This window comes from Mesorhizobium shonense (genome assembly GCF_040545255.1).
In the GTDB taxonomy this organism is placed as follows: Bacteria; Pseudomonadota; Alphaproteobacteria; order Rhizobiales; family Rhizobiaceae; genus Mesorhizobium; species Mesorhizobium shonense.
The window spans coordinates 29,262-50,911 of record NZ_JBEPLM010000021.1 but is presented as its reverse complement, the minus strand read 5'-3'; the positions used below and the strand labels follow the sequence as shown (position 1 = coordinate 50,911).

At 65.9% G+C, this 21,650-nt stretch carries 18 protein-coding genes and 1 riboswitch; of the genes, 7 read left to right on the top strand and 11 right to left on the bottom strand.

Annotation, left to right across the window (positions count from 1 at the left end):
- Positions 1-146 precede the first annotated feature (146 nt).
- Positions 147-1,679, top strand: coding sequence for a winged helix-turn-helix domain-containing tetratricopeptide repeat protein (locus ABID26_RS32820; RefSeq protein ID WP_292342486.1), 1,533 nt, complete (start codon positions 147-149; stop codon positions 1,677-1,679).
- On the opposite strand, the gene ABID26_RS32815 is transcribed toward ABID26_RS32820, so the two are convergent.
- The 4 genes from ABID26_RS32815 to ABID26_RS32800 all read right to left on the bottom strand — a co-directional run bounded on the left by ABID26_RS32815 (position 1,655) and on the right by ABID26_RS32800 (position 8,070).
- Complete coding sequence (locus tag ABID26_RS32815; RefSeq protein ID WP_435528633.1) at positions 1,655-2,023, bottom strand: hypothetical protein; 369 nt, start codon at positions 2,021-2,023, stop codon at positions 1,655-1,657. The genes ABID26_RS32820 and ABID26_RS32815 overlap by 25 nt on opposite strands.
- 99 nt (positions 2,024-2,122) lie before the next feature.
- Complete coding sequence (locus ABID26_RS32810) at positions 2,123-5,248, bottom strand: efflux RND transporter permease subunit (RefSeq protein WP_354417718.1); 3,126 nt, start codon at positions 5,246-5,248, stop codon at positions 2,123-2,125.
- Between the two features lie 123 nt (positions 5,249-5,371).
- The gene (locus tag ABID26_RS32805; RefSeq protein ID WP_354417716.1) at positions 5,372-6,916 is read right to left on the bottom strand and encodes an FAD-dependent monooxygenase; all 1,545 of its coding nucleotides are present in this window, start codon (positions 6,914-6,916) and stop codon (positions 5,372-5,374) included.
- The gene (locus ABID26_RS32800; RefSeq protein ID WP_354417714.1) at positions 6,913-8,070 is read right to left on the bottom strand and encodes an efflux RND transporter periplasmic adaptor subunit; all 1,158 of its coding nucleotides are present in this window, start codon (positions 8,068-8,070) and stop codon (positions 6,913-6,915) included. Before ABID26_RS32800 ends, ABID26_RS32805 begins: the two co-directional genes overlap by 4 nt.
- 330 nt (positions 8,071-8,400) lie before the next feature.
- Positions 8,401-8,606: riboswitch (cobalamin riboswitch) on the top strand.
- A 179-nt stretch (positions 8,607-8,785) separates the two neighbouring features.
- Between ABID26_RS32800 and ABID26_RS32795 the strand changes: the two genes are divergently transcribed.
- From ABID26_RS32795 to ABID26_RS32785, 3 genes are all read left to right on the top strand, one after another.
- Positions 8,786-9,574 (top strand): ABC transporter ATP-binding protein, encoded by a 789-nt coding sequence (locus ABID26_RS32795; protein ID WP_354417713.1) that lies wholly within the window; start codon positions 8,786-8,788, stop codon positions 9,572-9,574.
- A gap of 49 nt (positions 9,575-9,623) precedes the next feature.
- Positions 9,624-10,571 carry an ABC transporter substrate-binding protein gene (locus ABID26_RS32790; RefSeq protein WP_354417712.1) on the top strand — a complete coding sequence of 316 codons (948 nt, stop codon included), beginning with the start codon at positions 9,624-9,626 and terminating at the stop codon, positions 10,569-10,571.
- Between the two features lie 228 nt (positions 10,572-10,799).
- Positions 10,800-11,786, top strand: coding sequence for a FecCD family ABC transporter permease (locus ABID26_RS32785; RefSeq protein ID WP_292343883.1), 987 nt, complete (start codon positions 10,800-10,802; stop codon positions 11,784-11,786).
- 7 nt (positions 11,787-11,793) lie between these two features.
- Here ABID26_RS32785 and ABID26_RS32780 read toward each other — a convergent pair whose 3' ends face one another.
- The 7 genes from ABID26_RS32780 to ABID26_RS32750 all read right to left on the bottom strand — a co-directional run bounded on the left by ABID26_RS32780 (position 11,794) and on the right by ABID26_RS32750 (position 18,662).
- Positions 11,794-12,729: a phosphatidate cytidylyltransferase gene (locus ABID26_RS32780; protein WP_126100637.1), complete on the bottom strand. Its 936-nt coding sequence runs from the start codon at positions 12,727-12,729 to the stop codon at positions 11,794-11,796.
- On the bottom strand, positions 12,729-13,388 hold the full coding sequence (locus ABID26_RS32775; RefSeq protein ID WP_126100636.1) for a lysophospholipid acyltransferase family protein: 660 nt from the start codon (positions 13,386-13,388) through the stop codon (positions 12,729-12,731). Before ABID26_RS32775 ends, ABID26_RS32780 begins: the two co-directional genes overlap by 1 nt.
- Positions 13,385-13,828, bottom strand: coding sequence for a hypothetical protein (locus tag ABID26_RS32770; RefSeq protein ID WP_292342493.1), 444 nt, complete (start codon positions 13,826-13,828; stop codon positions 13,385-13,387). Before ABID26_RS32770 ends, ABID26_RS32775 begins: the two co-directional genes overlap by 4 nt.
- A complete protein-coding gene (locus tag ABID26_RS32765) occupies positions 13,825-15,153 on the bottom strand; it encodes a phosphatase PAP2/dual specificity phosphatase family protein (RefSeq protein WP_292342494.1) in 1,329 nt (442 codons plus the stop codon). The genes ABID26_RS32770 and ABID26_RS32765 overlap by 4 nt, the downstream gene beginning before the upstream one ends.
- A 75-nt stretch (positions 15,154-15,228) precedes the next feature.
- Positions 15,229-17,016: a bifunctional alpha/beta hydrolase/class I SAM-dependent methyltransferase gene (locus ABID26_RS32760; RefSeq protein WP_354417709.1), complete on the bottom strand. Its 1,788-nt coding sequence runs from the start codon at positions 17,014-17,016 to the stop codon at positions 15,229-15,231.
- A 36-nt stretch (positions 17,017-17,052) separates the two neighbouring features.
- Positions 17,053-17,661, bottom strand: coding sequence for a CDP-alcohol phosphatidyltransferase family protein (locus tag ABID26_RS32755; protein ID WP_354417707.1), 609 nt, complete (start codon positions 17,659-17,661; stop codon positions 17,053-17,055).
- A gap of 104 nt (positions 17,662-17,765) precedes the next feature.
- Positions 17,766-18,662 carry a glucosamine inositolphosphorylceramide transferase family protein gene (locus ABID26_RS32750; protein WP_354417705.1) on the bottom strand — a complete coding sequence of 299 codons (897 nt, stop codon included), beginning with the start codon at positions 18,660-18,662 and terminating at the stop codon, positions 17,766-17,768.
- Positions 18,663-18,957: 295 nt separating this feature from the next.
- Here ABID26_RS32750 and ABID26_RS32745 point away from each other — a divergent pair, with 295 nt between their 5' ends.
- The 3 genes from ABID26_RS32745 (at position 18,958) to ABID26_RS32735 (ending at position 21,588) form a co-directional block, all read left to right on the top strand.
- Positions 18,958-19,812 (top strand): hypothetical protein, encoded by an 855-nt coding sequence (locus tag ABID26_RS32745; RefSeq protein ID WP_354417704.1) that lies wholly within the window; start codon positions 18,958-18,960, stop codon positions 19,810-19,812.
- Positions 19,813-19,930: 118 nt separating this feature from the next.
- Positions 19,931-20,410, top strand: a complete 480-nt coding sequence (locus tag ABID26_RS32740) for a MarR family winged helix-turn-helix transcriptional regulator (protein WP_126102736.1) — start codon at positions 19,931-19,933, stop codon at positions 20,408-20,410.
- Positions 20,407-21,588 (top strand): HlyD family secretion protein, encoded by a 1,182-nt coding sequence (locus tag ABID26_RS32735; protein ID WP_126100629.1) that lies wholly within the window; start codon positions 20,407-20,409, stop codon positions 21,586-21,588. The genes ABID26_RS32740 and ABID26_RS32735 overlap by 4 nt, the downstream gene beginning before the upstream one ends.
- The last annotated feature ends 62 nt before the right edge of the window (positions 21,589-21,650 follow it).

Below are 21,650 nucleotides of genomic sequence, written 5' to 3'. Positions count from 1 at the left end.
GGGCCTCGCATTTGGCGGGGCGACACTAGCCACCGCATCGACAGCCAGTTTGATCGAAATTGCGCAGTGGGCAATAATGGCAACGCGCATGCCCGGTCGAGTGGGATCGACCGGGCATCGTGCGCGAGCCCGAGAAGGGTGTCCCGATGACGACGGCGACGGCCGATCAGGTCTTCCGCTTTGGCGGGTTCACACTCGACCTTGCCAGGGGGACGCTGTGCGGCGTCAACGAGCCGCTCTACCTCCGGCCGAAAGCCTACGCGCTGCTTTCGCACCTCGCCCGCAATATGGGCCGCGTCGTTCCGAAATCGGAGCTGATGGATGTCGTCTGGCCGGGCGTCTATGTCACCGAGGATTCGCTCACCCAATCGATCCGCGAGATCCGCAAGGTGCTGGGCGACGATATGGTGCGCACGGTCTCGAAACGCGGCTACATGCTTGCCGCCGAGGCGCAGGCAGCGCCCGAGATCAGCACGCAGCCGATCGTGGCCGTGGTGCGCTTCCGCAACGACAGCGGCGATCCGGCCGACGAGGCGATGGTCGACGGCTTTGCCGAGGACATCATCAACGGCGTGGCGCGCTTCGGCACCGTCACTGTGCTGGCACGCAATTCGAGTTTTTCCTTCGCCTCCTTCGGACGCGCCGAGTGGTCCCAGATCCGCGCCCGCATCGGCGCCGACTATCTGGTCGAGGGGTCGCTGCGCCGGCAGGGCGAGCATATCGTGGTGGCCGTCAGCCTCGTCGACATCGCCACCGCCAGCCAGCTCTGGGGCGACCGCTACCAGTCTCAGGGCGCCGGCCTGTTCGCGGTCGAGCGCGAGATCGTCGAGCAGATCGTCAGCCGCCTGGTCACCCGCGTCACCAATGCCGGCCTGGAGCAGGCCTCGCGCAAGCCGGTGACCAGCCTTGCCGCCTATGAGCTTCTGCTGCGCGGTTTTGCGCTGTTGCGCGACCCGGCCCAGACCGACCAGCGCGGCGCGGAGGCCTTGTTCGAGGCGGCCATCGCCAAGGACCCGAATTACGGATTGGCCTACACCTATCTGGCTTTGGCGCGGGCACTGGACGGGGAGTTTGGCCGCGCCAGCGATGCCGTGCTGGAAAACGCCCGCGACCTCGCCGACAAGGGACTGGCCTTGTCGCCGGACCAGCCAACCGGGCATCGCGTCCAGTCGCTGATCCGCCTCTATATGCGCGACCACGTGGCGGCCGAGCATCACATGCGTATCGCGCTGCAACTCAACCCCTACGACGCCGACAGCATCGAGCAGATGGGCATGCTGCTCACCATGCGCGGCCGGCCGCTAGAAGCGCTGACCTGGCTGGCGCGCGGCATCCGCATCGATCCCTTGCATCCGCACTGGTATCAGTTCGACCGTGCGCTGGCGCTCTACATGATGGGCGAATACCGCCAGGCGGCGGAAGCGCTGGAACTGGCGACGCGCCCGGCGCCCTGGATCAGGACAAGGCTCGCGGCCTGCTATGCCCAGATGGGCGATATGGAGCGGGCGCGCCGGCAGATCGCCCTCATCGAGGAAGGCGAACCGTTCTCTCCGCTCGATTACGCGTTGCGCGGCGTGCCGTTTGAAAATCCGGCCGATGCCGAGCATCTCGCCGAGGGCGTCAGGCTTGCCCTCGGCGTTGGAACGTCCGCCGGTCAATCGACGACGACCACGATATAGCGGCCCTGATAGAGCCGGTAGTAGGTGCCGCCGCATCGCCAGACGTCGAAGCCGTTGACCTTGGTGCGGACGCAGCCTGCCGGCAGCGTGGCAACCCAGGCGGTGGTGTGCCTCAGCACGCGCCACGTCGTGGTGCGGCGCGCGACGCCGGCGGCGCTGCGCGGCGTCCAGGGCGCACCGATGCGGGCCTGGGCTTCATTCACGAGGGAGAACGGCGCGAGACCGCCGAGGTCGGTGGCAGCCATGACGAGGCCGAGAGCGGCCAGGCCGATCTTCTGGCTCGCCTTGCGGCGGGAAGGGGCCGCGGCACGCGCGAGACTGGAAGTTTCATGCGGATGCGTCATTTCCATTGCTCCTTTGCATTTCGGGTTGATTGGTAGGTTTGCCCAGCACCGCGCGAACGCGCTCCCGGCCGGGCGCGGGATCCTCGGTGGGCACGCCGGTCAGGCCGGCGCGCCCACGAGATCTGGAACCGCATCGCCGCCGGACAGCGCCGGCGATGCATTGGCAGAGGTCGCCGCCGGCTGTCCGGCCGGCGCCTTGATGCCGAACCAGGCGACGTAGAGCGTCGGCAGGAAGACCAGCGTCAGCACGGTCGCCACCATCAGGCCGCCCATCACCGCATAGGCCATCGGTCCCCAGAACACCGTCGGCGCGATCGGGATCATGCCGAGGATCGCGGCGGCCGCCGTGAGCAGGATCGGCCGCAGTCGATGCGTGGTGGCGCTGATCACGGCTGCCCAGGGCTCCTCGCCGGCGGCGATGTGCTGGTCGATCTGCGCGATCAGGATGACCGAGTTGCGGATCACCATGCCGATCAGCGACATCACGCCGAGGATAGCGACGAAGCCCATCGGCGCGCCCGACAAGAGCAGGGCGCCGGCAACGCCGATGAGGGCCAGCGGCGCGGTGAGCAGCACCAGCACCAGGCGCTGGAAGCTCATCAGCTGGATCATCAGCACCGTTGCCATGACGAACAGCATCAGCGGGAAGACCACGAAGATGCTGGCCTGCGCCTTGGCGCTGTCCTCGATCACGCCGCCCTGCTCGACGCTGTAGCGGGCCGGCAGCTCCGCTTTGAAGGCGGCGATCGCCTTGTCCAGTCTCCGGGTCACCGAGGCAGCGTTGTTGCCAGGCGCGACGTCGGCCTGCACGGTCACGGTCGGCAACCGGCCGCGGCGCCAGATCAGTGGCGGCTCGGTCTGGTAGCTGAGCTTGGCCACCTGCTCGAGCGGCACGCGGCGTCCGCCCGACGCGCTGATCGTCAGGCCGCGCAGCGTGTCAATGCTGGCACGTTCGGTCTCCACCGCCCGGGCGACGATGTCGACGAGGTAGGTGTCGTCGCGCATCTGCGTGATCTTCGAGCCCGACAGCACCGCGTTGATCGTCTCCGACAGCTGCTGCGATGAGATGCCCAGCGCTCGCGCCCGGTCCTGGTCGACCTCGACCTTGATGACCTTGGCCGGCTCGTTCCAGTCGTAGTTGATGTTGCGCACCGCCGCATCGCTGCCCAGCACCTGCGCGAACTGCTGCGCCAGGCTGCGCGTCTTGTCCGGATCCGGACCGCTGACGCGGAACTTCAGCGGCCAGCCGACCGGTGGACCGAGCTCCAGCGGCGTGACGCGGGCCATGACATCGTCGAAGCCGGTCGACAGCTCCTTCTCCAGCCGGTCGATGACGGCCTGGCGCACTGCGTGCCCCTTGGTCACCACGACGGCCTGGGCGAAGAAGTCGTTGGCGAGCTGTGCGTCGAGCGGCAGGTAGAAGCGCACCGCACCCTGGCCGACATAGAAGCTCCAGTGGTCGATGTTAGGATCGGCGGCAAGCAGCTTCTCGACGCGCTCGACGACGGCATCTGTCGACTTGATCGAGGCGGTGCGCGGCAAGGTGAGGTCGAGCATCACCTCCGGCCGGTCGGACTTCGGGAAGAATTCCTGGCCGACGAAGCCCATGGCCACGACCGAGAGCGCGAACAGCCCCGCCGTCGCCGACAGCACCAGCCATTTCGCCCGCATCGCCATCTCGAGCAGCGTCTGGAAGCCGCGCGCGATGCGCGACGGCTGGTAGCTGCCATGGCCCTTGATGCGATCGGGCAGCAATGCCACGCCAGTCAGTGGCGTGAACAGCACCGCCACCACCCAGGAGACGAGCAGCGCTATTGCCACGACCGCGAACAGCGAGAAGCAGTATTCGCCGGCGCCGCTCTTGGCGAAGCCGACCGGCACGAAGCCGGCGATCGTCACCAGTGTGCCGGTGAGCATCGGGAAGGCGGTGGAGGTATAGGCATAGGTGGCGGCCGAGATCTTGTCGTAGCCTTCCTCCATGCGCGAGATCATCATCTCGACCGCGATCATCGCATCGTCGACCAGGAGGCCGAGCGCGATAATCAGCGCGCCGAGCGAGATGCGCTGCAGCGAGATGCCGAAATACTCCATGGTGACGAAGGTAATGGCCAGCACCAGCGGGATGGCGATGGCCACCACGACACCAGGGCGCCAGCCGAGTGCCAGCAAGGAGACGGCAAGCACGATGGCGATCGCCTCGCCGAGGCTCTTGGTGAACTCGCCGACAGATTCTTCCACGACATGCGACTGGTCGGCGACCAGGCCAACCTCGGCGCCGAGCGGCAGCTCGGCCTCCATCTCATGCATCTTGTCCTTGACGTTCTCGCCGAGCGCCAGCGCGTCGCCGCCCGCGGTCATCGAGATGGCGATGCCGACGGCAGGCTTGCCGCTGAAGCGGAACATCGGCTGCGGCGGGTCGGAATAGGCGCGCTTGACCTCGGCTACGTCGCCCAGCCGGAAATAATGCCCGTTGGCGTAGAAGTTGATGGCCTTCAGGCTCTCCTCGGAGGTGAAGCTGCCGGAGACACGGACGGCGATGCGCTCGGGGCCGGCATCGACCGTACCGCTGGGCGTCAGCGCGTTCTGCGCCTGCAGCGCCTGCGACAGCGTGCCGACATCGAGGCCGAGCGCGGCGACCTTCTGGGTCGAGAATTCAAGATAGATCTTCTCGTCCTGCTGGCCGATCAGATCGACCTTGGCGACGTCCTTCACGGTGAGCAGCCCGGCGCGCAGGCTGCTGGCCAGGTCCTTCAGCTCACGATGGCTGAGGCTGTCGGAGGTGAGCGCATAGATCAGCGAATAGGTGTCGCCGAACTCGTCGTTGTAGAACGGGCCCTGGACGCCGGACGGCAAGGTCGGCTTGATGTCGTCGAGCTTTTTGCGCACCTGGTACCAGAGCGGCTGCACCTGGTCGCCGGCGACCGTGTCCTTGAGGTTGACGAAGACGACGGACTCGCCGGGCTTGGTGTAGCTCTTGACGTAGTCGAGGTCCGGCAGCTCTTCGAGCTTCTTTTCGATGCGGTCGGTGATCTGCTCCACCGTGTCGCTGGTGCCGGCGCCGGGCCATAGCGTCTTCACCACCATGGTCTTGATGGTGAAGGGCGGGTCCTCCTCGCGGCCGAGGCCGCGATAGGCATAGAGGCCGGCGAGCGCGGCCGCGATCATCAGGTAGACGATGAAGCTGCGGTGGCGCAGCGCCCATTCGGAAAGATTGAAGCTGGTCATGATGCGGCTCCTTTTCAGGGCGCGCGAAAGCGCGCTCCGCCGGCGCCTGCCGGCTGGCGAAAAAACAAACGACGGTTGGGGTTCAGTCAGCAGCGCCCGCCGCGCGGCGGGCGCCGTGGCAATTCAGGCCAGGCTGTGCATGGTGCCAGGCACACGATATGGCGCGCGCTCGGCGGTTCTCGGCCGGATCGCGAGGCCGGCGAGATAGCGCTGGAAGGCGGCCGCCTCCTGGACGGGGGAGGCGAGCGCGACATGGCCGTCCGGCCTCACCAGATAGGCTGCGTCGCGCTGCAGTCCGGCCTTCTCGGCCACGTCCGACCAGGCGAAGGCGTGGACCGGGATTCCGCTCGGCGCGAGCATCGCCCGGAAATCGCAATTCACCTCTCCATAGACATGGACCTGCCAGTCCAGCGACTGCAGCGGCTCGAAATTGTCGCCGTTCGCGCCGGCGACATAAGGCAGGCGGTCGCCGCCGCTCACCTTGCCCGCCGTGCCCGAGCTGATCGGGCTGGCGCGATACTCGATCGCCGCCTGCGAGATCACGCCGAAGAAGAAGCGCGAGCCGAACGAGGTGTGGAGCAGCACGTTCAGGATCTTCGGCATCAGATAGCGGCGGAACAGGCCGATCAGCCGCGAGCGGCTGGTGATGAAACGGAAAGCGGTATCGGTGCTCTCGATCAGCTTCTGCGCGAAGGCGATGCGCTCCGGCTCGTAGCTGTCGAGCAGCCGCATATCGGCCCGGCCCTGCACCACGGCGGCGAGCTTCCAGGCGAGGTTCACCGCATCGCCCATGCCGGTGTTCATGCCCTGGCCGCCGGCGGGGCTGTGGATGTGGCCGGCATCGCCGCAGAGGAACACGCGGCCGCCGCGGAAGCGCTCGGCGACGCGATGATGGACGCGATAGGTCGAGAACCAGTTGACCTCGTCGACCGTGACGCCGGTGTCGCGCTCGACATCGGCGCGGATCGCCTCGAAGGTGATCTTCTCGTCGGCTTCATGCGCCTTCGGCACGATGCCGATCAGCCTGACCGAACCGGACTGCCGGACCGGCATGACGATCATGCCGTTGCGGGTGATCTCGCCACGGCCCTTCACGTCGGCGACATAGAAGGACTGCTCGTAAGCGCCGCCAGGGAAGCCGATGTTCAGCCCATGTCGAACCGTGCTGTGGGCGCCGTCGCAACCGGCGAGATAGGCGGCGCCGACGGTTTCGGTCCGGCCTCCCTTGCTCAGCGTGGCGACGATCGCGTCGCCTCTGTCCTGGAAGGCGACGAGTTCCGTGCTGCGCTCGACTTCGACGCCGGCGCGCTTCAAATGCGCGATCAACAGACGTTCATGGATGTCTTGCGGCAGGGCGAAGGCGAAGGAATAGGGGCTGATGCCGCGGCCGAAATCGGAGAGCGGCAGCCGCGCCGCTATGCCGGCCGGCGTGTGCACGGTGAGCCGCTCGATGCGAACGCCCTCCGCAAGCACGTGGTCGACGATGCCGATCTGGCGGTGGAACTCCAGCGTGCGCGCCTGGACGGCAAGCGCCCGCGAGGTCTCGCCGGGAGCGGCGGCCTTGTCGAAGATGCGCACCGGGACGCCGAGCCTGGTCAGCCAGAGCGCGAGCGTCAGCCCGGTCGGACCGGCGCCGGCAATCAGGACCTTTGTCTTGGACACGGTCATTTTCCTTCTCCTTCAACGATACGAACTTTTTCGTGTTCCCGCAGCCGGTTGACGCCGGCGGTGACGACGAGGTCGCCCTGGGCAAGCCCGTCACTGACGACGACGCGGTCGGTCTCGTAGCGGGCGACGGAGACGGGCCTCAGTTCGACGGCCGATGACGATGTGACCACCCAGACGGCCGGCTTGCCGTTCTGGTCGAACAGCGCGCTGCCCGGCAGCACCGTCACCGGCGCGCTGGCCATCTCGGCGCGACCGGCGACGCTCGCGCCAAAGCGCATTTCGTCCGGCGCATTTTCGAGCGAGACCTTCACCTGGAAGGTGCGCGTCGCGGCGTCGGCCATCGGTGCAATCTCGCGAATGGTGCCGAGCGCCGTGATCGCCGGATTGCTGAGCAGCGAGACCGTGACCTGCGGCGGCCGCCTGGTACCAGGCGCGTTGGCGAAGGCGGCTTCCGCAATCGAGAACACCGCGTCGCGGCTCTCCGGATCGGCAACGCGAACCACCATCTGCCCGACATTGACGGACTGGCCGGCTTCGGCGCCGGTGGCGGTGACGATGCCGTCGAATTCCGCACGCAGCTCGGTATAGCTCAGCTGGTCCTTGGCCATCTCGAAGGCGATGTTCGCCGATTTGAGCTTGGCCTGCGCCGAGCGCAGGTTCTTCAGCGTGGCGTCGTAGTTGGCGCGTGTCGTGAAACCCTTGGCGAGCAGCGCGCCGATGCGGGCCTCCGCGGCGCGCGCCTCCACCAGCACGGCCTGCGCGGCCGCCACGTCGGCCTCGGCGCTGGCGAGCCGGTTGCGATAGTCCTGGTCGTCGATGCGGGCGAGCACCTCGCCCTTCTTCACCTTGGAGCCGATCTCGGCGATCCGCTCGACCAGCTTGCCGGACACGCGGAAGCCGAGGTCGCTTTCGAGCCTTGGCCTTATCTCGCCGATGGCGATGCGGGTGTCGGCGTTGCGCGTCGGGGCAACCGCGATGGCCTTGACGAGCTTGGTCTCCGGCGCGGCGGGTTCTGCGTTCGAGGCCTCACTTCTGGCGTCGTGCCAGACCACGGCTGCGCCGCAGGCAAGAGCTGCGATCGAGCCGGCGACAAGGCGGCGCCTCAGCGGCTTGTTATGCCCCGAAAGGCTGGCTTTAAAAAGTGCGGCAATCATGTTGTCTCCATGACCAAGATTTCGGTCGCGCGGGAGGATGCGGCGACCGGGAACTGTGTTGGCTGGGAGGGATCGGGCGTTGCGGCCTGTCTTTCGCCAGCCCGATCTTCTTGCTGTTTCGGGCACGAGAAATCCCGAACGGTTTCTGAAAATTTTCCGATGTTTGGGTGAGGCGACGCCGGAGGGATTGACATCGGCATGCCAAACGTATGTAATGTTATTACATATCAAAATGGCGAACCAGGAATGCATCCTTCAGACAGATCGTTCGGACGATTCATGGGACAGCGACCTCTCGCAGCAGCCCGTTGCGACTCGCGCGCGAACAACCTACGATGGCGGCGTCATGGTCCCCGAGCCGCAAGACGAGGGGTGAAAAGGGAACACGGTGAGACCCTGGTCGGGTCGAGCCCGTGGCTGCCCCCGCAACTGTGAGCGGCGAGCTCCATCCGAAACGCCACTGGCCGGCAAGGCTGGGAAGGCGGATGGCGCAACGACCCGCGAGCCAGGAGACCTGCCATCGACACGAGTTGACCGGACGGGGTGTGCCGGGAGGAGACGCGGGCACCGGTCTTGTCGGCCGGCTCGTCCAGCATCCTTCCGTCGCCATTTTGGAAAGTGACGGAATGCTGGACGGCTCCATCGATCGTATCCACCACGCCATCGGACATGCGGCCCGGAAATACCATCCGGGCAACCGGGCGGGCATCCGCCCATGACCGCGCCGCTTCTCGAAGCCTGTGGCCTCGGCGTGACGGCGAATGGCCGCGCGCTGGTCGACAATGTCAGCCTGTCGATGGCGGCGGGCGGGCGGCTGGCCATCATCGGCCCCAACGGCGCCGGCAAGACGACGCTGCTTCGCATGCTGTGCGGCGCGCTGCCGCCGAGCCGCGGCGAGGTGCGTCTTGCCGGGCGCCGCCTGGACAGGATAACCGCCGCCGAGCGGGCGCTCAGCATCGCCGTTGTCGGCCAGACTGATCAGCCGGACCCACGGCTGGCGCTCATTGACTATGTCGAGCTTGGCCGCGTTCCGCATGCCGGCCTCAGGCGCCGGCACGACGACCGCGACATCGTCGTCGAGGCGCTGCGCCGAACTGGGCTCTTGCCGCTGCTCGCACGCACCATCGGCTCGCTCTCGGGCGGCGAGCGCCAGCGCGCGCAGCTTGCCCGCGCCATCGCGCAGGAACCGAAAATTCTGTTCCTCGACGAGCCGACCAACCATCTCGACCCGCGCGCCCGCGGCGAATTGCTCGACCTTGTCGCCGGCCTCGGCATGACCGTCGTCGCCGTGCTGCACGATCTCGCGCTGGTGGCGCCTTTCGCCACCAGCGTCGCGGTGATGAGCAACGCCCGGCTGCACGTGCTGGCGGCGCCGCGTGAGGCGCTGGCGCAACCGCTCATTCGCGAGGTGTTCGGCATCGATGTGCTGCGCCTCCGGCACCCGACCGAGGATCGCGAGCTCACCGTCTTCGAGCTTCCCATGCGTGCTTCCTCGCCATCCTGAGCCTGCCCAACCCAACCCGAACAACCCAAGCAAACAGGAGCACCATCCCGTGAAACGCCTCGCTTTGTCGCTTGCCCTCTCGCTTGTCGCCTCAGCCGCCTTCGCCTTCCCGGTTACCGTCGACAGCTGTGGCAAGCCGCTCACCTTCGACGCGCCGCCGAAGCGCGCCGTCATCCAGGACCTCAACATGGCCGAGATGGCTTTCGCGCTGAAGCTGCAGCCGTCGATCGTCGGGCTCACCGGCATCACCGGCTGGTACAAGGTCGGCCCCGAATTCAAGACCGAGCAGGGCTCTATCCCGGAGCTGGCGCCGAAATATCCGACGCTGGAAAACCTCGTCGCCGTGCAGCCCGATTTCTTCTTCGCTGGCTGGTATTACGGCATGAAGCCGGGCGGCGATGTCACGCCCGACACGCTTGCCCCGCACGACATCAAGACGCTGGTGCTGACCGAAAGCTGCGTCCATCTCGACAAGAACCGGCCCGCCGCCTCGATGGACCTGCTCTATGGCGACGTCGAGAAGCTGGGCAAGATCTTCGGCAAGGAGGCCGAGGCCGAGAAACTGGTCGCCGGCTGGAGGGCTGAGCTCGCCGGCATCACGGCCAAGGTGGGCGACCACAAGGGCACAAGGGTGTTTCTCTATGATTCAGGCGAGGACAAACCCTTCACCGCCGGCAAGTTCGCCATCCCCAACGCCATGATCGCCGCCGCGGGCGGGGAAAACATCATGGCCGACATGGAGACGAGCTGGGGCAACACCGACTGGGAGACGGTGGCGTCGCGCAATCCGCAGTTCCTCATCCTGCTCGATTACCAGGATGGCGGCGGTTACCGAAAACTGCTCGATTTCCTTAAAGTCCATCCGGCGATGAAGGAGACCGACGCGGTGAAGAACGAGCGCTTCGTGGCCTTGCGCTATGCCGAGCTGACGCCCGGACCCGCCAACATCGAGGCGATCGGCAAGATCGCCAGGGCCATACATCCGGACGCGTTTTGAGCTCTGGAGCACGGTTGAGCCGGGAGTGTTTCCATTGATGGATAGCCTGCTTTGGAGAATGGCGAAAACGCCCATCACTTCGTCATCCTCGGGTCTCCGCGACGGAGCTGCGCTCCTGCTTCGCCCGTGGATGACGAATTCGCGGAGATCTCGGCTAATCTCGAACGCTGGCGGGCCGATGACAGGCCTGAAGACGTGAGCTCGCGCCATAAGCCATTCGTCCTGTCGATGACGCTGGGCGCGCTGCTACTCGCAGCGCTCATGCTGCTTTCGATCGCCTATGGCTCGACGCTGATACCGCCGCGCGAGGTCGTCGGCGCGCTGGCGCGTGCGGCTGGACTGGGTGGTCAGGCCGTGCCCGGACCCGTCGGCAGCATCGTCGTCGACCTCAGGCTGCCGCGGACGCTGCTGGCGATCGCCGTCGGCGCCGGCCTCGGCGTCGTCGGCGCGCTGCTGCAGACCGTCACCCGCAACGATCTTGCCGACCCGTTCCTGTTCGGCCTTTCCTCGGGCGCCGCCGCCGGCGCCGTCTCGGTCATCACCGTCTTCGGCGACTCCTTCGGCATCTGGACCTTGCCGGTGGCGGCCTTCACCGGCGGCATATTGGCGGCGGCAATTGTGCTTCTGCTGGTCTCCCGGGTGAGGGGACAGGGGCCCGAGCGGCTGATCCTTGCCGGGCTCGCTGTCTCCTTCATGTTCACCGCTTTAACCAACTACCTCGTCTTCGCCGGCGACCAGCGCGCCGCCCACTCGGTGCTGTTCTGGACCATGGGCGGGCTCGGTCTCGCCCGCTGGGACAATATCGGCCTGGCGGCGCTGGGCGCCGGCATCATCCTCGCCTACGGCCTGTGGAACCACCGCCGTTTCGATGCCTTCCTCGCCGGCGAAAGCGCTGCCGAGAGCCTCGGCGTGCCGGTGGCGCGCATGCGCCGCGCGACATTCCTCATCGCCGCTCTGGCCACCGCGATTCTCGTCGCGGTCGCCGGTGTCATCGGCTTCGTCGGCCTGATGATCCCGCATCTCGGCCGGCCGCTGGCGGGTCCGCTGCACCGGCCCCTGATAGCGATCTGCGCGCTGTTCGGCGCGATCCTTTTGTTGGCCAGCGATCTGCTCGCCCGCACGCTGCTGCCGCCGCAGGAATTGCCGATCGGCATCATCACCAGCTCGCTCGGCGCCTTCTTCGTTGTCACATTGCTGATGCGCAAGCGCATTTAGCCGGCGGTCAGACCGTCCAGAAATAGCGCACGATGTGGAAGAAGATCGGCGCGGCGAAGACCAGGCTGTCGGTGCGGTCGAGCATGCCGCCATGGCCTTCGATCAGATGGCCCCAGTCCTTGACGCCCTGGTCGCGCTTGATCGCCGAGGCGACGAGCCCGCCGAGGAACCCCATCGCGCAGGCGACGAAGGCCACCGCCGAGGCCTGCAAAGGCGAGAAGGGCGTGATGAAGGACAAGAGCGCGCCGAGCAGGCTCGATGCGACCAGCCCGCCGATCAGCCCTTCCCAGGTCTTCGACGGCGAGACGGTCGGCGAGAAGCGGTGCTTTCCGAACAGCTTGCCGAAGATGTACTGCAGCACGTCGCTGCCCTGCACGACGATGATCAGGAAGGCGATGAGCAAGAGGTTGCGGCCTTCGAAGCCCGGCACGTTGAAGGTCAGCAGGGCAGGGACATGGCTGACGCAGTAGACCGAGATCATGATCGCCCATTGCTGCGCGGCGATGCGTTCCAGGAAGCGCTCGGTGTCGCCATGCAGCGCCGTGATCGCCGGCATCAGCAGGAAGCAGTAGACCGGGATGAAGATGACGAACAGCCCGTACCAGGCCGTCCACACCAGCCAATACTGGAACGGAATGACGATGCCGAACATGCCGAGCAGCACCCAATGGTCGCTGCGGCGGCTGTGCGTCAGCGTCACGAACTCGCGCAGCGCCGCAAAGGAGATCAGCGCGAACAGGATCGTCATGCCATAGCGGCCGAAGAAGAAGGCGACGGTCATCAGCGCCACCATCACCCACCAGGCGTTGATGCGCTGGGTAAGATTGACGAGCGTCGCGCTCAACGGCTTCGGCGCGCGCGCCGACAGGGTGGCGGCGGTGATGCTGGCGGTGCTCAGCACCACGAAAAGGCCGATGATGAGAATGCTGATTTCGTGGCGCATCAATCGTCTCGGTCGGGGCGCGGGTTGAGCGCCTTGAGCGCCGCGCGGGCGCGCGTGAGGAAGGCGCGGCGTTCCTCGCCCGGTCCCACCGCCACCGGCGCGCCGAAGACGACGCGGCAAAGCAGCGGCACCGGCAGGAACTGGCCCTTGGGCAGCACGCGCGACATGTTCTCAATCCAGCACGGGATGAGCTCCACATCCGGCCGCGCCATCGACAGATTGTAGAGCCCGGAGCGAAAGGGCAGCAGCTCGTCGCTCATGTTGCGCGTGCCTTCCGGGAAGATGATCAGCGAATGGCCCTGGTCGAGCACCGAGAGCATGACGGAGATCGGGTTCTCCTCCGGGCTCGTCCATTGCCGGCTGATCAGCACGGAGGACAGCATGTCCTCGGCGATGAAGCGGCGCAGCCGCGATTTCCCCCAATATTCGGCGGCGGCGATCGCGTGCGTGATGGCGCGCTCCTTCTCGCTGAGGCATGCCGACAACAGGATGAAATCGCCGTGGCTGGTGTGGTTGGCGAAGTAGATGCGCTGCCGGTCCGACGGCTGGCTGCCGCTCCAGATCGGCCGTACGCCGGTCACCGCCCAGGCCAGCGCCGACAGGCCGACGGACGTCGCCGTCTGCAGCAGTGTGAAGGTCCGGAGCGCAAGCTTGCTCATCGCGGCATCCAGAATCCGGCGGTCAGGAACGCGATGACGAAGATCGCGAAGGCGATGCGCTGGCGGGCAAGCAGGCGACGCGTTCCGGCGATGCGGTCGTCGAGCAGGCGCGAAGAGGAGGGGGCAGGCTTCAACCGCATGCGCGCCAGCAGATCGTCGACCGCCGCGCCGCCCGACGCCTCGTCGTCATGGCTCGCCATCAGCCGGAACAGCAGCGCGTCGAAGATGAGAAGTGCTGAAAGCCCAAGCACCATGACGGCGCTCGCCGCCGCGACCAGGAGCGCTAAAACTGCGAGCGGCGACTGGAACCCGCCGCGCGCCGAAGCGACCAGCGGCGCGACGCTGTCGCCGGCGATCACGACCGCGGCCGGCCATGCCGCCTGTTTGATGAGTATGGCGGCAAACCGGCCAGTCCGTTCCTGATAAGTGTCGTCGGTCATGCCGGCTCGTCCTGGAAAAGCACCGGCCGGCCCGATGCGGCGAGCGTCTTTTGCGCCTGTGCCGGCGTATGCGATCGGCCGGTCGCGACCAGCCATGCGGCGACGACGGTGGCGCTGCGCTGGAAGCCGAGCGCGCAGCAGACCAGCACCTTGCCTTGCCTGCGCGCCGGTTCGATCGCGGCCACCGCCCGGTCGAGCACGTCCGCTGGCGGCGGCAACAGGTCGAGCATGGGAAAGCTGATCCAGCGGCCGGTGCTGGCGCGCGGCCGTTCCAACTCGGCGGCAAGATCGATCACCGTGTCGAAGCCATGGGCCTCGGCGGCAGCGGGGAAGCGGCCGAGGAAGACGCCGTCGGCTATCGCCACCACCGGCGGCAGCTTCCGCGTCCAGGCAAGCAGATTGATCGTCGCGCCAAGCCGATGGGGCCAGAGCAGGATGCGGCTTGCCAGCGACACGCGACCGTCCTGCGTCTTCTGGAACACCTTGGCACCGGCCCCGGCATAGCCGAAGGCGACGATTGCGAGCCCCAGTGCCGGCCACAAAAGCACAAGCGCGGTTGCGGAAAAGAAGACGCCGATGGCGGCGGCACCAAGTGCTGCGATGGCGCCCAGCCCATAGCACAGTAGAAGGCGCCTCGCCATCGAGCTGGCGCTCAGGCGAAAACCGGCGAAGGGCAGCTCGCCCTTGCTCGGAAATAGCCACAGCGCGAAGATCCCGAGCAGCGCGCCGGTCGGGATGTCGATGAAGTGGTGCTGCCAGGTCGTCAGCACTGAGGCGCCGATCAGAAAACACCAGCCGTGCCAGAGCGGCAGGACAGCGCTGGCGAGGCGCTGGCGCCAGTGGTCCCAGATGATCACCAAAAGCGCGATATGCAGCGACGGCGCCTGGTTGAACGGCTTGTCGAAGCCGCCGAGCACGGCAAACAGGAAACCCGGCAGCCCTGTCGTTGCCGGCCGAACGAAGGTGGCGGTCAGTGGAAACAGGATGAAGCAGGTGACGGCGACGATCTGCGCGGTGAGATAGCGGCCGACCAGCCGGTCGACGCCCTGCCGGCTGCCATTGAGCAGCAGCGACAGGCCGTAGAACAGATTGATCGACCAGTAGGGCACGATCGTCCAGGCGACGAACGGCACATGGTGCTCCCAGGAAAAAACGATGCTGCCGACATGATCGCGCGTCGAAGCGAGCCAGTTGGCGAAGCCGTAGGTCGAGTAGAAGAACGGCGCCAGGAAGGCGAGCCACAGCGCTGCCCTGACCACGACACGGCCATAGGGCTCGGCGGCTGCGCTGTCTGAAAGTTGCGGGGGCTCGGCACTGGTTGGCATGCGCGGACGGTCCTAGAGCATGATGCCGAAAAATGTGAAGCGGTTTTCGGATGACATCATGCTCCGTCTCTTGATTTAAACACGCCTTGCGAGCGACGCGGTGAAGATGCCCCATTGGTCGATGCGCTGGTCGAGCTTCTCGAAACCGGCCGCCTCGACCAGCTGATCCATCTCGCCCTGGGTGCGCCGCCGCATCACCCAGGCCTGGCCGCCGCGATGCGAGGTTAGGCTGCGCGCGATCATCTCGATCTGCGGGTGCCAGGGCTGGTTGGTGTAGATCAGCAGGCTGCCCGGCTGCATGGCGCGGGCGAGACCGCCGAGCGAGCGGACGATCAGCGCATTGTCTGAAAAGAGCTCGTAGAGGCCGGAGACGATGGCGAGGTCCGGCGCCGGATCGAGGGCGGCCAGCCCGTCGCCGTCGAAGGCGTCGGCGCGCTGGAACGAGACGCTTGCCGGCAATTGCCGCTCGGCGATAAGCTTGCGGCCAAGCTCGACATTGAGGTCGGAATAGTCCCGCAGGCGCACGCTGGCCGGCGGCTCAGGGCTTTTGCCGATAGCGTCGAGCACGTAGCGGCCGTGGCCGGCGGCGATGTCGAGGATATGGCCGGGCCGTCCGCCGGCCTTGAGCATCGCGAGTGACGTGCCGATCAGCTCTTCGAGATTGAGCTTACGCTGGCGGATGCCGCGCCAGCCGATGGCGTCGAGAAACGTCCGGTCGACCATGCGGCCGATCGGCCCGAGGCCGCGCGCCTCGTCCTCATAGACATAGTCCAGCGTCGAGCCGGAATCGAAGCCGGTGCCGACGCCGACCTTCAAGCCGCGAGAGAACCAGCTGCCGATGCGGATGAACGCCCGGCTGAGCGCCCAGTACAGACCCTTTGGGGACAGAAGGTCGAGCGGCGAAGCGAGCCGGTCGGCCTCGTCGCGCGTGTAGCCGGCGATGTCCGCCTGCTTCAGGTCGACGGCTTCGGCCGGCGAAACGAACTGCCCTTCGAGGAAGGGCCGGATCAGGTCGAGCGCCTTGGCGCGGTCGCGCTCGCCCAGCGTGTCGTGGAAGAAGCCCGGCAGAACATGGCGCTCCTTCACGCGGCTGCCGAGATTGACGAAGAACTTGTGCTGAGGGCCATGCCGCACCACCCAGTCGCTGCCCGACAGGAGAAGCTGCGTCGGCACGGTGATGGCGCGGGCATCGGCGACGATGCGCGCCGCGTGCTGGTAGAGCTCGACGAGGATGTTCGAGGCGATCGGCCTTGTGATCAGCGGATCGTTCTCGAAGGAGGCGATGCGCACCGGATCATGGGTGAGCAGGTTCGCCTTGACGTAGGAATTGACGAAGAAGCGTCCCTTGATCTTCTGCCACAGCGCGATGCCTTCCTTGGCGAAGGGCACGTAGAGCTTGACCGAGAAGGCGGGCGAGGCAAGCACCATGGCGCGCAATTTCGGCGCATAGTCGTGCACCCACGCGGCGGCGAGCACCGCGCCGAAGGACTGCGCGATCAGCGCGATGTCCTGCGCGGCAAAACCGTCCCTGGCGGCGATCTCGCGCATGAAGCAGTCGATGTCGCGTACCAGCGCCGCGAAGCAAGGAGCATAGCCGCGCTCACCTTCGGAGCGGCCGTTGCCGCGAGCGTCCCACGCATAGAAGGCATGGTCGGGCATGCGCAATTCGTCCACGAGATGCGCCATGCGGCCGCCATGCTCGTGGCCGCGATGGAAGAGCACGACCGCGCCTTTCGCTTTTGCCGAAGCGGCCGGCCAGAAGCGATAGAATATCTGCGTGCCGTCATGGCTGCGGAACGTGCGTTCCTCCGCTTGCCGCGCAAGGCGTTGCGCCGGCGCGGTGGCGATCGGTTCGTGAAGCATAGTGTTTCCCCCGGGCGGCATGGCGAGCCTCGATGCTCAGCCGGCGCTGCCAATAAGACCGGCGCGTATCCGGTTTATGGCGGTCAGCAGCGAAAGCGTTGCCATGACTGGAAACACAAACGGCGCGATCGATGCCGGCCAGAGTCCGGCGGCGCAAAGCACCGCGACCACGCCGAGCGCCAGCGCCCTGTCGCTCTTGCCGAACGGCCCGGCATAGTTGCGTCCGATGCCTGCGGCGATGCCGAGCACGCCGGCGAATTCGGTGAGCATGGCGGCGATGGCGAAGGCGACGACACCCCAGGCGCCAAGCTGCCCAAAGGCGGCAAATGGCAGGATCAGCGCGAGGTCGGAGACGACGTCGCAGATTTCATTGAGATACATGCCGAGCGTCGAGGCCTGGCCATGCTCCCGCGCCAGCATGCCGTCCATGGCGTTGAGCGCCATGCGAACGAATAGCACGATGGGGATGAGAAGAAGAACTATGCGCCAACCCGGCAGAAGCGCGATCGCCGTTCCGGCAGCAATTGACAGCAAAGCGGCAAGTATCGTTATGCCGTTGGCCGTGATGCCCATTGCCGCCAGCCTCCTGACCAGCGGCCGCAGCCTGTCCTGGAAAGCCGGCTTGAGCACATAGAGCGTCGGCATTGCGTTGATCCCCCGATCCACGCTTCTACCTGTATCACGAAGAGGCCGGACGGCACCAGCATGCGGCAAAAAACACGGTGAATTTTCAGACGGTTGACGCCTGGTTATGAACGCATCGCCTCAAGCCGCCGCCGCAGCCAGTATTGCAGCTTGATCAGGTGCCTGATCGGCGTTCGCTCGATACGCCGGACATCGATCAGCGTGACGCCGCCGCCGTCCGACAGCGTGTGCAGGCCAGTGTCGAAGCCGGCGAGCCAGCCCTCCGGCGACAGCCGCTTGACGATGCCGGCCGAAAACTCCTCCGGCGTCAGGCGCTCGACGCGCAACAGGTTGATGGCGCCGCCATAGCTTGTGGTGCAGTCCTGCGTCGGGAAATGGAGCTGGCCGTCCTGCTCGAAGGGCGAGCCGGCCGGCCGCGATGACGCGCGACCCGTGCGCACCGGATTTTGCGAGTGCTTGCGCCACGGGCCGGCCAGGCTGTCGGCGAAGGCGACGTGCAGCTCTCGCGTGTCCCTGCCGTCAGGGCCATGCAGGGCATAGAATATCCACCAGCGCTGCTGGTGGTGGAAGATGGTCGCATCGACTGCCGGCTCGTCGAGCAGCACGGCAACCGGCTGCCACGCCTTCGGAAAATCGATCGCCTTGTAGAGCGTGAGCCGCCCGCTCTGGTAGGCCTCCGGCAGCATGAAGATGTCCGCGCCCTGCCGGATCAGGAACGGGTAGGAGAGGTGGAACGGCTCCTTCAGGGCCACGCCGCGCGAAAGCAACGTCCAGTCCCTGTCGTAGCTGTAGTAATGGATCTCGCCGCGCTTCACCCGGTAGTCATAGGCCTCGACAAGCACCGTGAAGCGGTCGCCGTGGAAGAGGCCGAACGGATCGGCGATGAAGCGGAACGACCCCTGCGGCGGCAGCCAGACGGCGCGGCTCTTGTCCAGGCCTTGCGCGGCAAGCGCATTGCCGATCGGTTCCGGCACAATGCCCACCTGCCAGATATCGATCATGGATTCGCCCTCCCGCGCCGGCGCATCTATGCAGCAAAACGCGCTTGGCGAAAACAACGGGACGCGCCGGCAGGCCCCGTGAGCGCAATGTTGGTGTAATGCCGACGGGCTATTTGCCGTGCGCGGGTGACGAAATCTGCACCAAGCATCGGTCGCCGCTGGGGGCTAGCGCTGTTGCGGCTCTTTCAGTATAGAGAGCGCGGGTTGGGAAGACTGCTTGATGGAAGCAGTCGAGGGGTAATTTGTAATGCGTTCCGGGGTTAACGTTGTTAGCGCCGTCGGCGGCGATTCTGCCGTGACGGATGCGCCAGAAGCCTATGTCATAATTGCTTATGGGGACAGACTTGGCTATCACTATAGCGCGATTTTCGCAGCTCTGCTGATCAGCGCCTACAAAGGTGATGCCAGTCCGATCGTGATCTACACCGATCGTCCTGAGCTGTTCCGAAACTATCCGTTCCAGATCGTGCCGATCACGCTGCAGCAGATCAGCGATTGGTCACTCGAAGGCCGCTACTGGTTCCGCATCAAGAACCGCGTCATGCATGACGTGCTGGGCCGTGGCTTCGAGCGCGTGCTCTACATCGACAGCGATATCGCTTTCACCGGCAATCCCAATATCGACATCGGCCGCGTCACGCCGGGGAGGGCGGTTCTGTTCCGCAACGAAGGGGCGGTGAACAGGTCACCGAAGTCGCACTATCGGGGCCTTGCCGGCTTACCGAAGAATCTATTTGCGGACGACGGTCTCGTCTTGTCGCCAAGCGCGCCGCTTTGGAGTTCGGCCGTGATGGGCCTGCATCGGGACATGCGGGCGAGCGTCGATTGTGCCGACCGCGTCATCCGCGGACTGTTGGGGAAGATCGACTCGCATACGCTGGAACAGTTTGCCCTTGGTGTGGCGCTGGCCAGAAATCATCAGGTGGTGCCCTCGTTTGGCAGCTTCAGCATCTTCTCGACCTCCAGGACAAAGGCCTTTGCACGCCGCAGGATGTTCGAGTTCTTCCAGCGCAATCATGCTGCCCCCTTCGACGTGCAGATGGCGGAAGCGAAGCGCCTGAGGCTGCGGCAGCCAATCGGCAAAATGGTGGTCGGCAGGCTCCTTGAGCTCAAGGCTGGGCCGGACCCGGATTTCAGCATGCTTGCCTGAGGCTCGTTTTTAGCGGCCGACAACCATGAGCCCGTCGCATGGCTGCCATGCGATTTGCCGGCTCCTGGAACAACGCATTCCGCTTGAATAGTGAGCACGCTTATTATATATGCCGCTCATGGTTTCAGACGGCATCGACAGACTGGGATTTTTGATCCACGACGTGCAGCGGCTCATGCGCAAGCGCTTCGAGGCGCGCGCCAGCGGGCTCGGCCTGTCGTCGGCACAGTGGCGGCTTCTCGTCCGCGTCGCCAAGGAGGCGGGCGTGGCCCAGGCGCGGCTCGCCGAGCTGCTCGAAATCGAGCCGATCAGCGTCTCGCGCCTGGTCGACCGCATGGAAGAGGGCGGCTGGATCGAACGCCGGCAGGATGCGACCGACCGGCGCGTGCGCATGATCTTCCCGACCGAGAAGGCAAACGCGGCCTATGCCGACGTCAAGAGCCTTGCCGGCGAAGTCTACGAGGAATCGTTGACCGGCGTATCGGCGGAAGAACGCCGCGTCCTGATCCGGGTGCTCGACACCATCGTGCAGAATCTGACGGACGGCGAGACGTCGTCCCTGGAAAAGATCAAGAATACGGAAGGCGCAACGGCATGAACGCGCAGGCCAAGAAAATAGACGACAACGTCACCGAGCTTGAAATGGAAGCGCCGGCGCAGCCGGCGGCAACTCCAGTCGCTGTGGCGCCTGTGCCCCAGCCGGCACCCGCGCCGAAGAAGAAGCGCCGTACCGGCCGCTTCCTTTTGATGGTCGCCCTGCCGCTGGCCCTGCTCGCCGGTGGCGCTTATGTCTGGGTGACGGGCGGGCGCTACCAGGAGACCGAGAACGCCAATTTGCAGCAGGCGAGGATTTCGATCGCCTCGGATACGGCCGGCCGCATCGTCCAGGTCGGCATTGCCGACAATCAGATGGTCAAGGCGGGGGATTTTCTCTTCGTCATCGACCCCGAGCCTTACAGAATTTCGCTGGCCCAGGCCGACGCAGCGGTTGCCGCCGCGCGTCTCAATGTCGAGCAGCTGCGCGCCGCCTACAGCCAGGCCATGGCGCAGGAAAGGTCGGCCAGCAGCGAGGTCGACTACGCGCAGTCGCAATATGACCGCGCCGCCGATCTCGCCCAGAAAGGCATCAACGCCAAGTCGTCGCTGGATCAGGCCCGCAACGACCTCGACAAGGCCAAGCAGCAGCTTGCCGTGGCGCAGCAAGGCATCGTCAGCGCCAAGGCGGCGCTTGGCGGCAACCCGGACATCGAGACCGACAAGCATCCGACGGTGATGTCGGCTTTAGCCGCGCGCGACAAGGCCGCTTACGACCTCGCGCAGACCACGGTGAAGGCGCCGGCCAACGGCGTCGTCTACCAGGCCTCGTCCTTCAAGGTCGGCCAGTATGTCTCCGTCGGCACGCCGCTCTTCGCGCTGGTCGAGACCGGCGACATCTGGATCGACGCCAACTTCAAGGAGACCCAGCTCACCAACATGAAGCCGGGCCAGAAGGCCGAGATCGTTGTCGACACCTATCCGGGCAAGACCTTCGAGGCGACGGTCAAGGCGATCGGCGCAGGCACCGGGGCCGAGTTCTCGCTGCTGCCCGCCCAGAACGCCACTGGCAACTGGGTCAAGGTCACCCAGCGCATCCCCGTGCGCCTTGAGCTGACCGATCCTGACGCCAAGATGGCGCTTCGTACCGGCATGAGCGCGACGGTCACCGTCGACACCGGCGTGGCGCGCGGCCTGCCGTCGATCTTCGGTCACGCGACGGCCGGCGAGAACGCTGAGTAGTCGAAGCAATTCCAGGAAAAGCGTGAAGCGGTTTTCCGTCCGGAATTGCGGGGAAAAACAGA

What these genes read in the sequence shown, in the direction of transcription:
- ABID26_RS32820 (WP_292342486.1), top strand. Translation starts at nt 147, where the DNA reads ATGACGACGGCGACGGCCGATCAGGTCTTCCGCTTTGGCGGGTTCACA.
- ABID26_RS32815 (WP_435528633.1), bottom strand. Translation starts at nt 2,023, where the DNA reads ATGACGCATCCGCATGAAACTTCCAGTCTCGCGCGTGCCGCGGCCCCT.
- ABID26_RS32810 (WP_354417718.1), bottom strand. Translation starts at nt 5,248, where the DNA reads ATGACCAGCTTCAATCTTTCCGAATGGGCGCTGCGCCACCGCAGCTTC.
- ABID26_RS32805 (WP_354417716.1), bottom strand. Translation starts at nt 6,916, where the DNA reads ATGACCGTGTCCAAGACAAAGGTCCTGATTGCCGGCGCCGGTCCGACC.
- ABID26_RS32800 (WP_354417714.1), bottom strand. Translation starts at nt 8,070, where the DNA reads ATGATTGCCGCACTTTTTAAAGCCAGCCTTTCGGGGCATAACAAGCCG.
- ABID26_RS32795 (WP_354417713.1), top strand. Translation starts at nt 8,786, where the DNA reads ATGACCGCGCCGCTTCTCGAAGCCTGTGGCCTCGGCGTGACGGCGAAT.
- ABID26_RS32785 (WP_292343883.1), top strand. Translation starts at nt 10,800, where the DNA reads ATGACGCTGGGCGCGCTGCTACTCGCAGCGCTCATGCTGCTTTCGATC.
- ABID26_RS32780 (WP_126100637.1), bottom strand. Translation starts at nt 12,729, where the DNA reads ATGCGCCACGAAATCAGCATTCTCATCATCGGCCTTTTCGTGGTGCTG.
- ABID26_RS32775 (WP_126100636.1), bottom strand. Translation starts at nt 13,388, where the DNA reads ATGAGCAAGCTTGCGCTCCGGACCTTCACACTGCTGCAGACGGCGACG.
- ABID26_RS32770 (WP_292342493.1), bottom strand. Translation starts at nt 13,828, where the DNA reads ATGACCGACGACACTTATCAGGAACGGACTGGCCGGTTTGCCGCCATA.
- ABID26_RS32765 (WP_292342494.1), bottom strand. Translation starts at nt 15,153, where the DNA reads ATGCCAACCAGTGCCGAGCCCCCGCAACTTTCAGACAGCGCAGCCGCC.
- ABID26_RS32760 (WP_354417709.1), bottom strand. Translation starts at nt 17,016, where the DNA reads ATGCTTCACGAACCGATCGCCACCGCGCCGGCGCAACGCCTTGCGCGG.
- ABID26_RS32755 (WP_354417707.1), bottom strand. Translation starts at nt 17,661, where the DNA reads ATGCCGACGCTCTATGTGCTCAAGCCGGCTTTCCAGGACAGGCTGCGG.
- ABID26_RS32750 (WP_354417705.1), bottom strand. Translation starts at nt 18,662, where the DNA reads ATGATCGATATCTGGCAGGTGGGCATTGTGCCGGAACCGATCGGCAAT.
- ABID26_RS32740 (WP_126102736.1), top strand. Translation starts at nt 19,931, where the DNA reads ATGGTTTCAGACGGCATCGACAGACTGGGATTTTTGATCCACGACGTG.
- ABID26_RS32735 (WP_126100629.1), top strand. Translation starts at nt 20,407, where the DNA reads ATGAACGCGCAGGCCAAGAAAATAGACGACAACGTCACCGAGCTTGAA.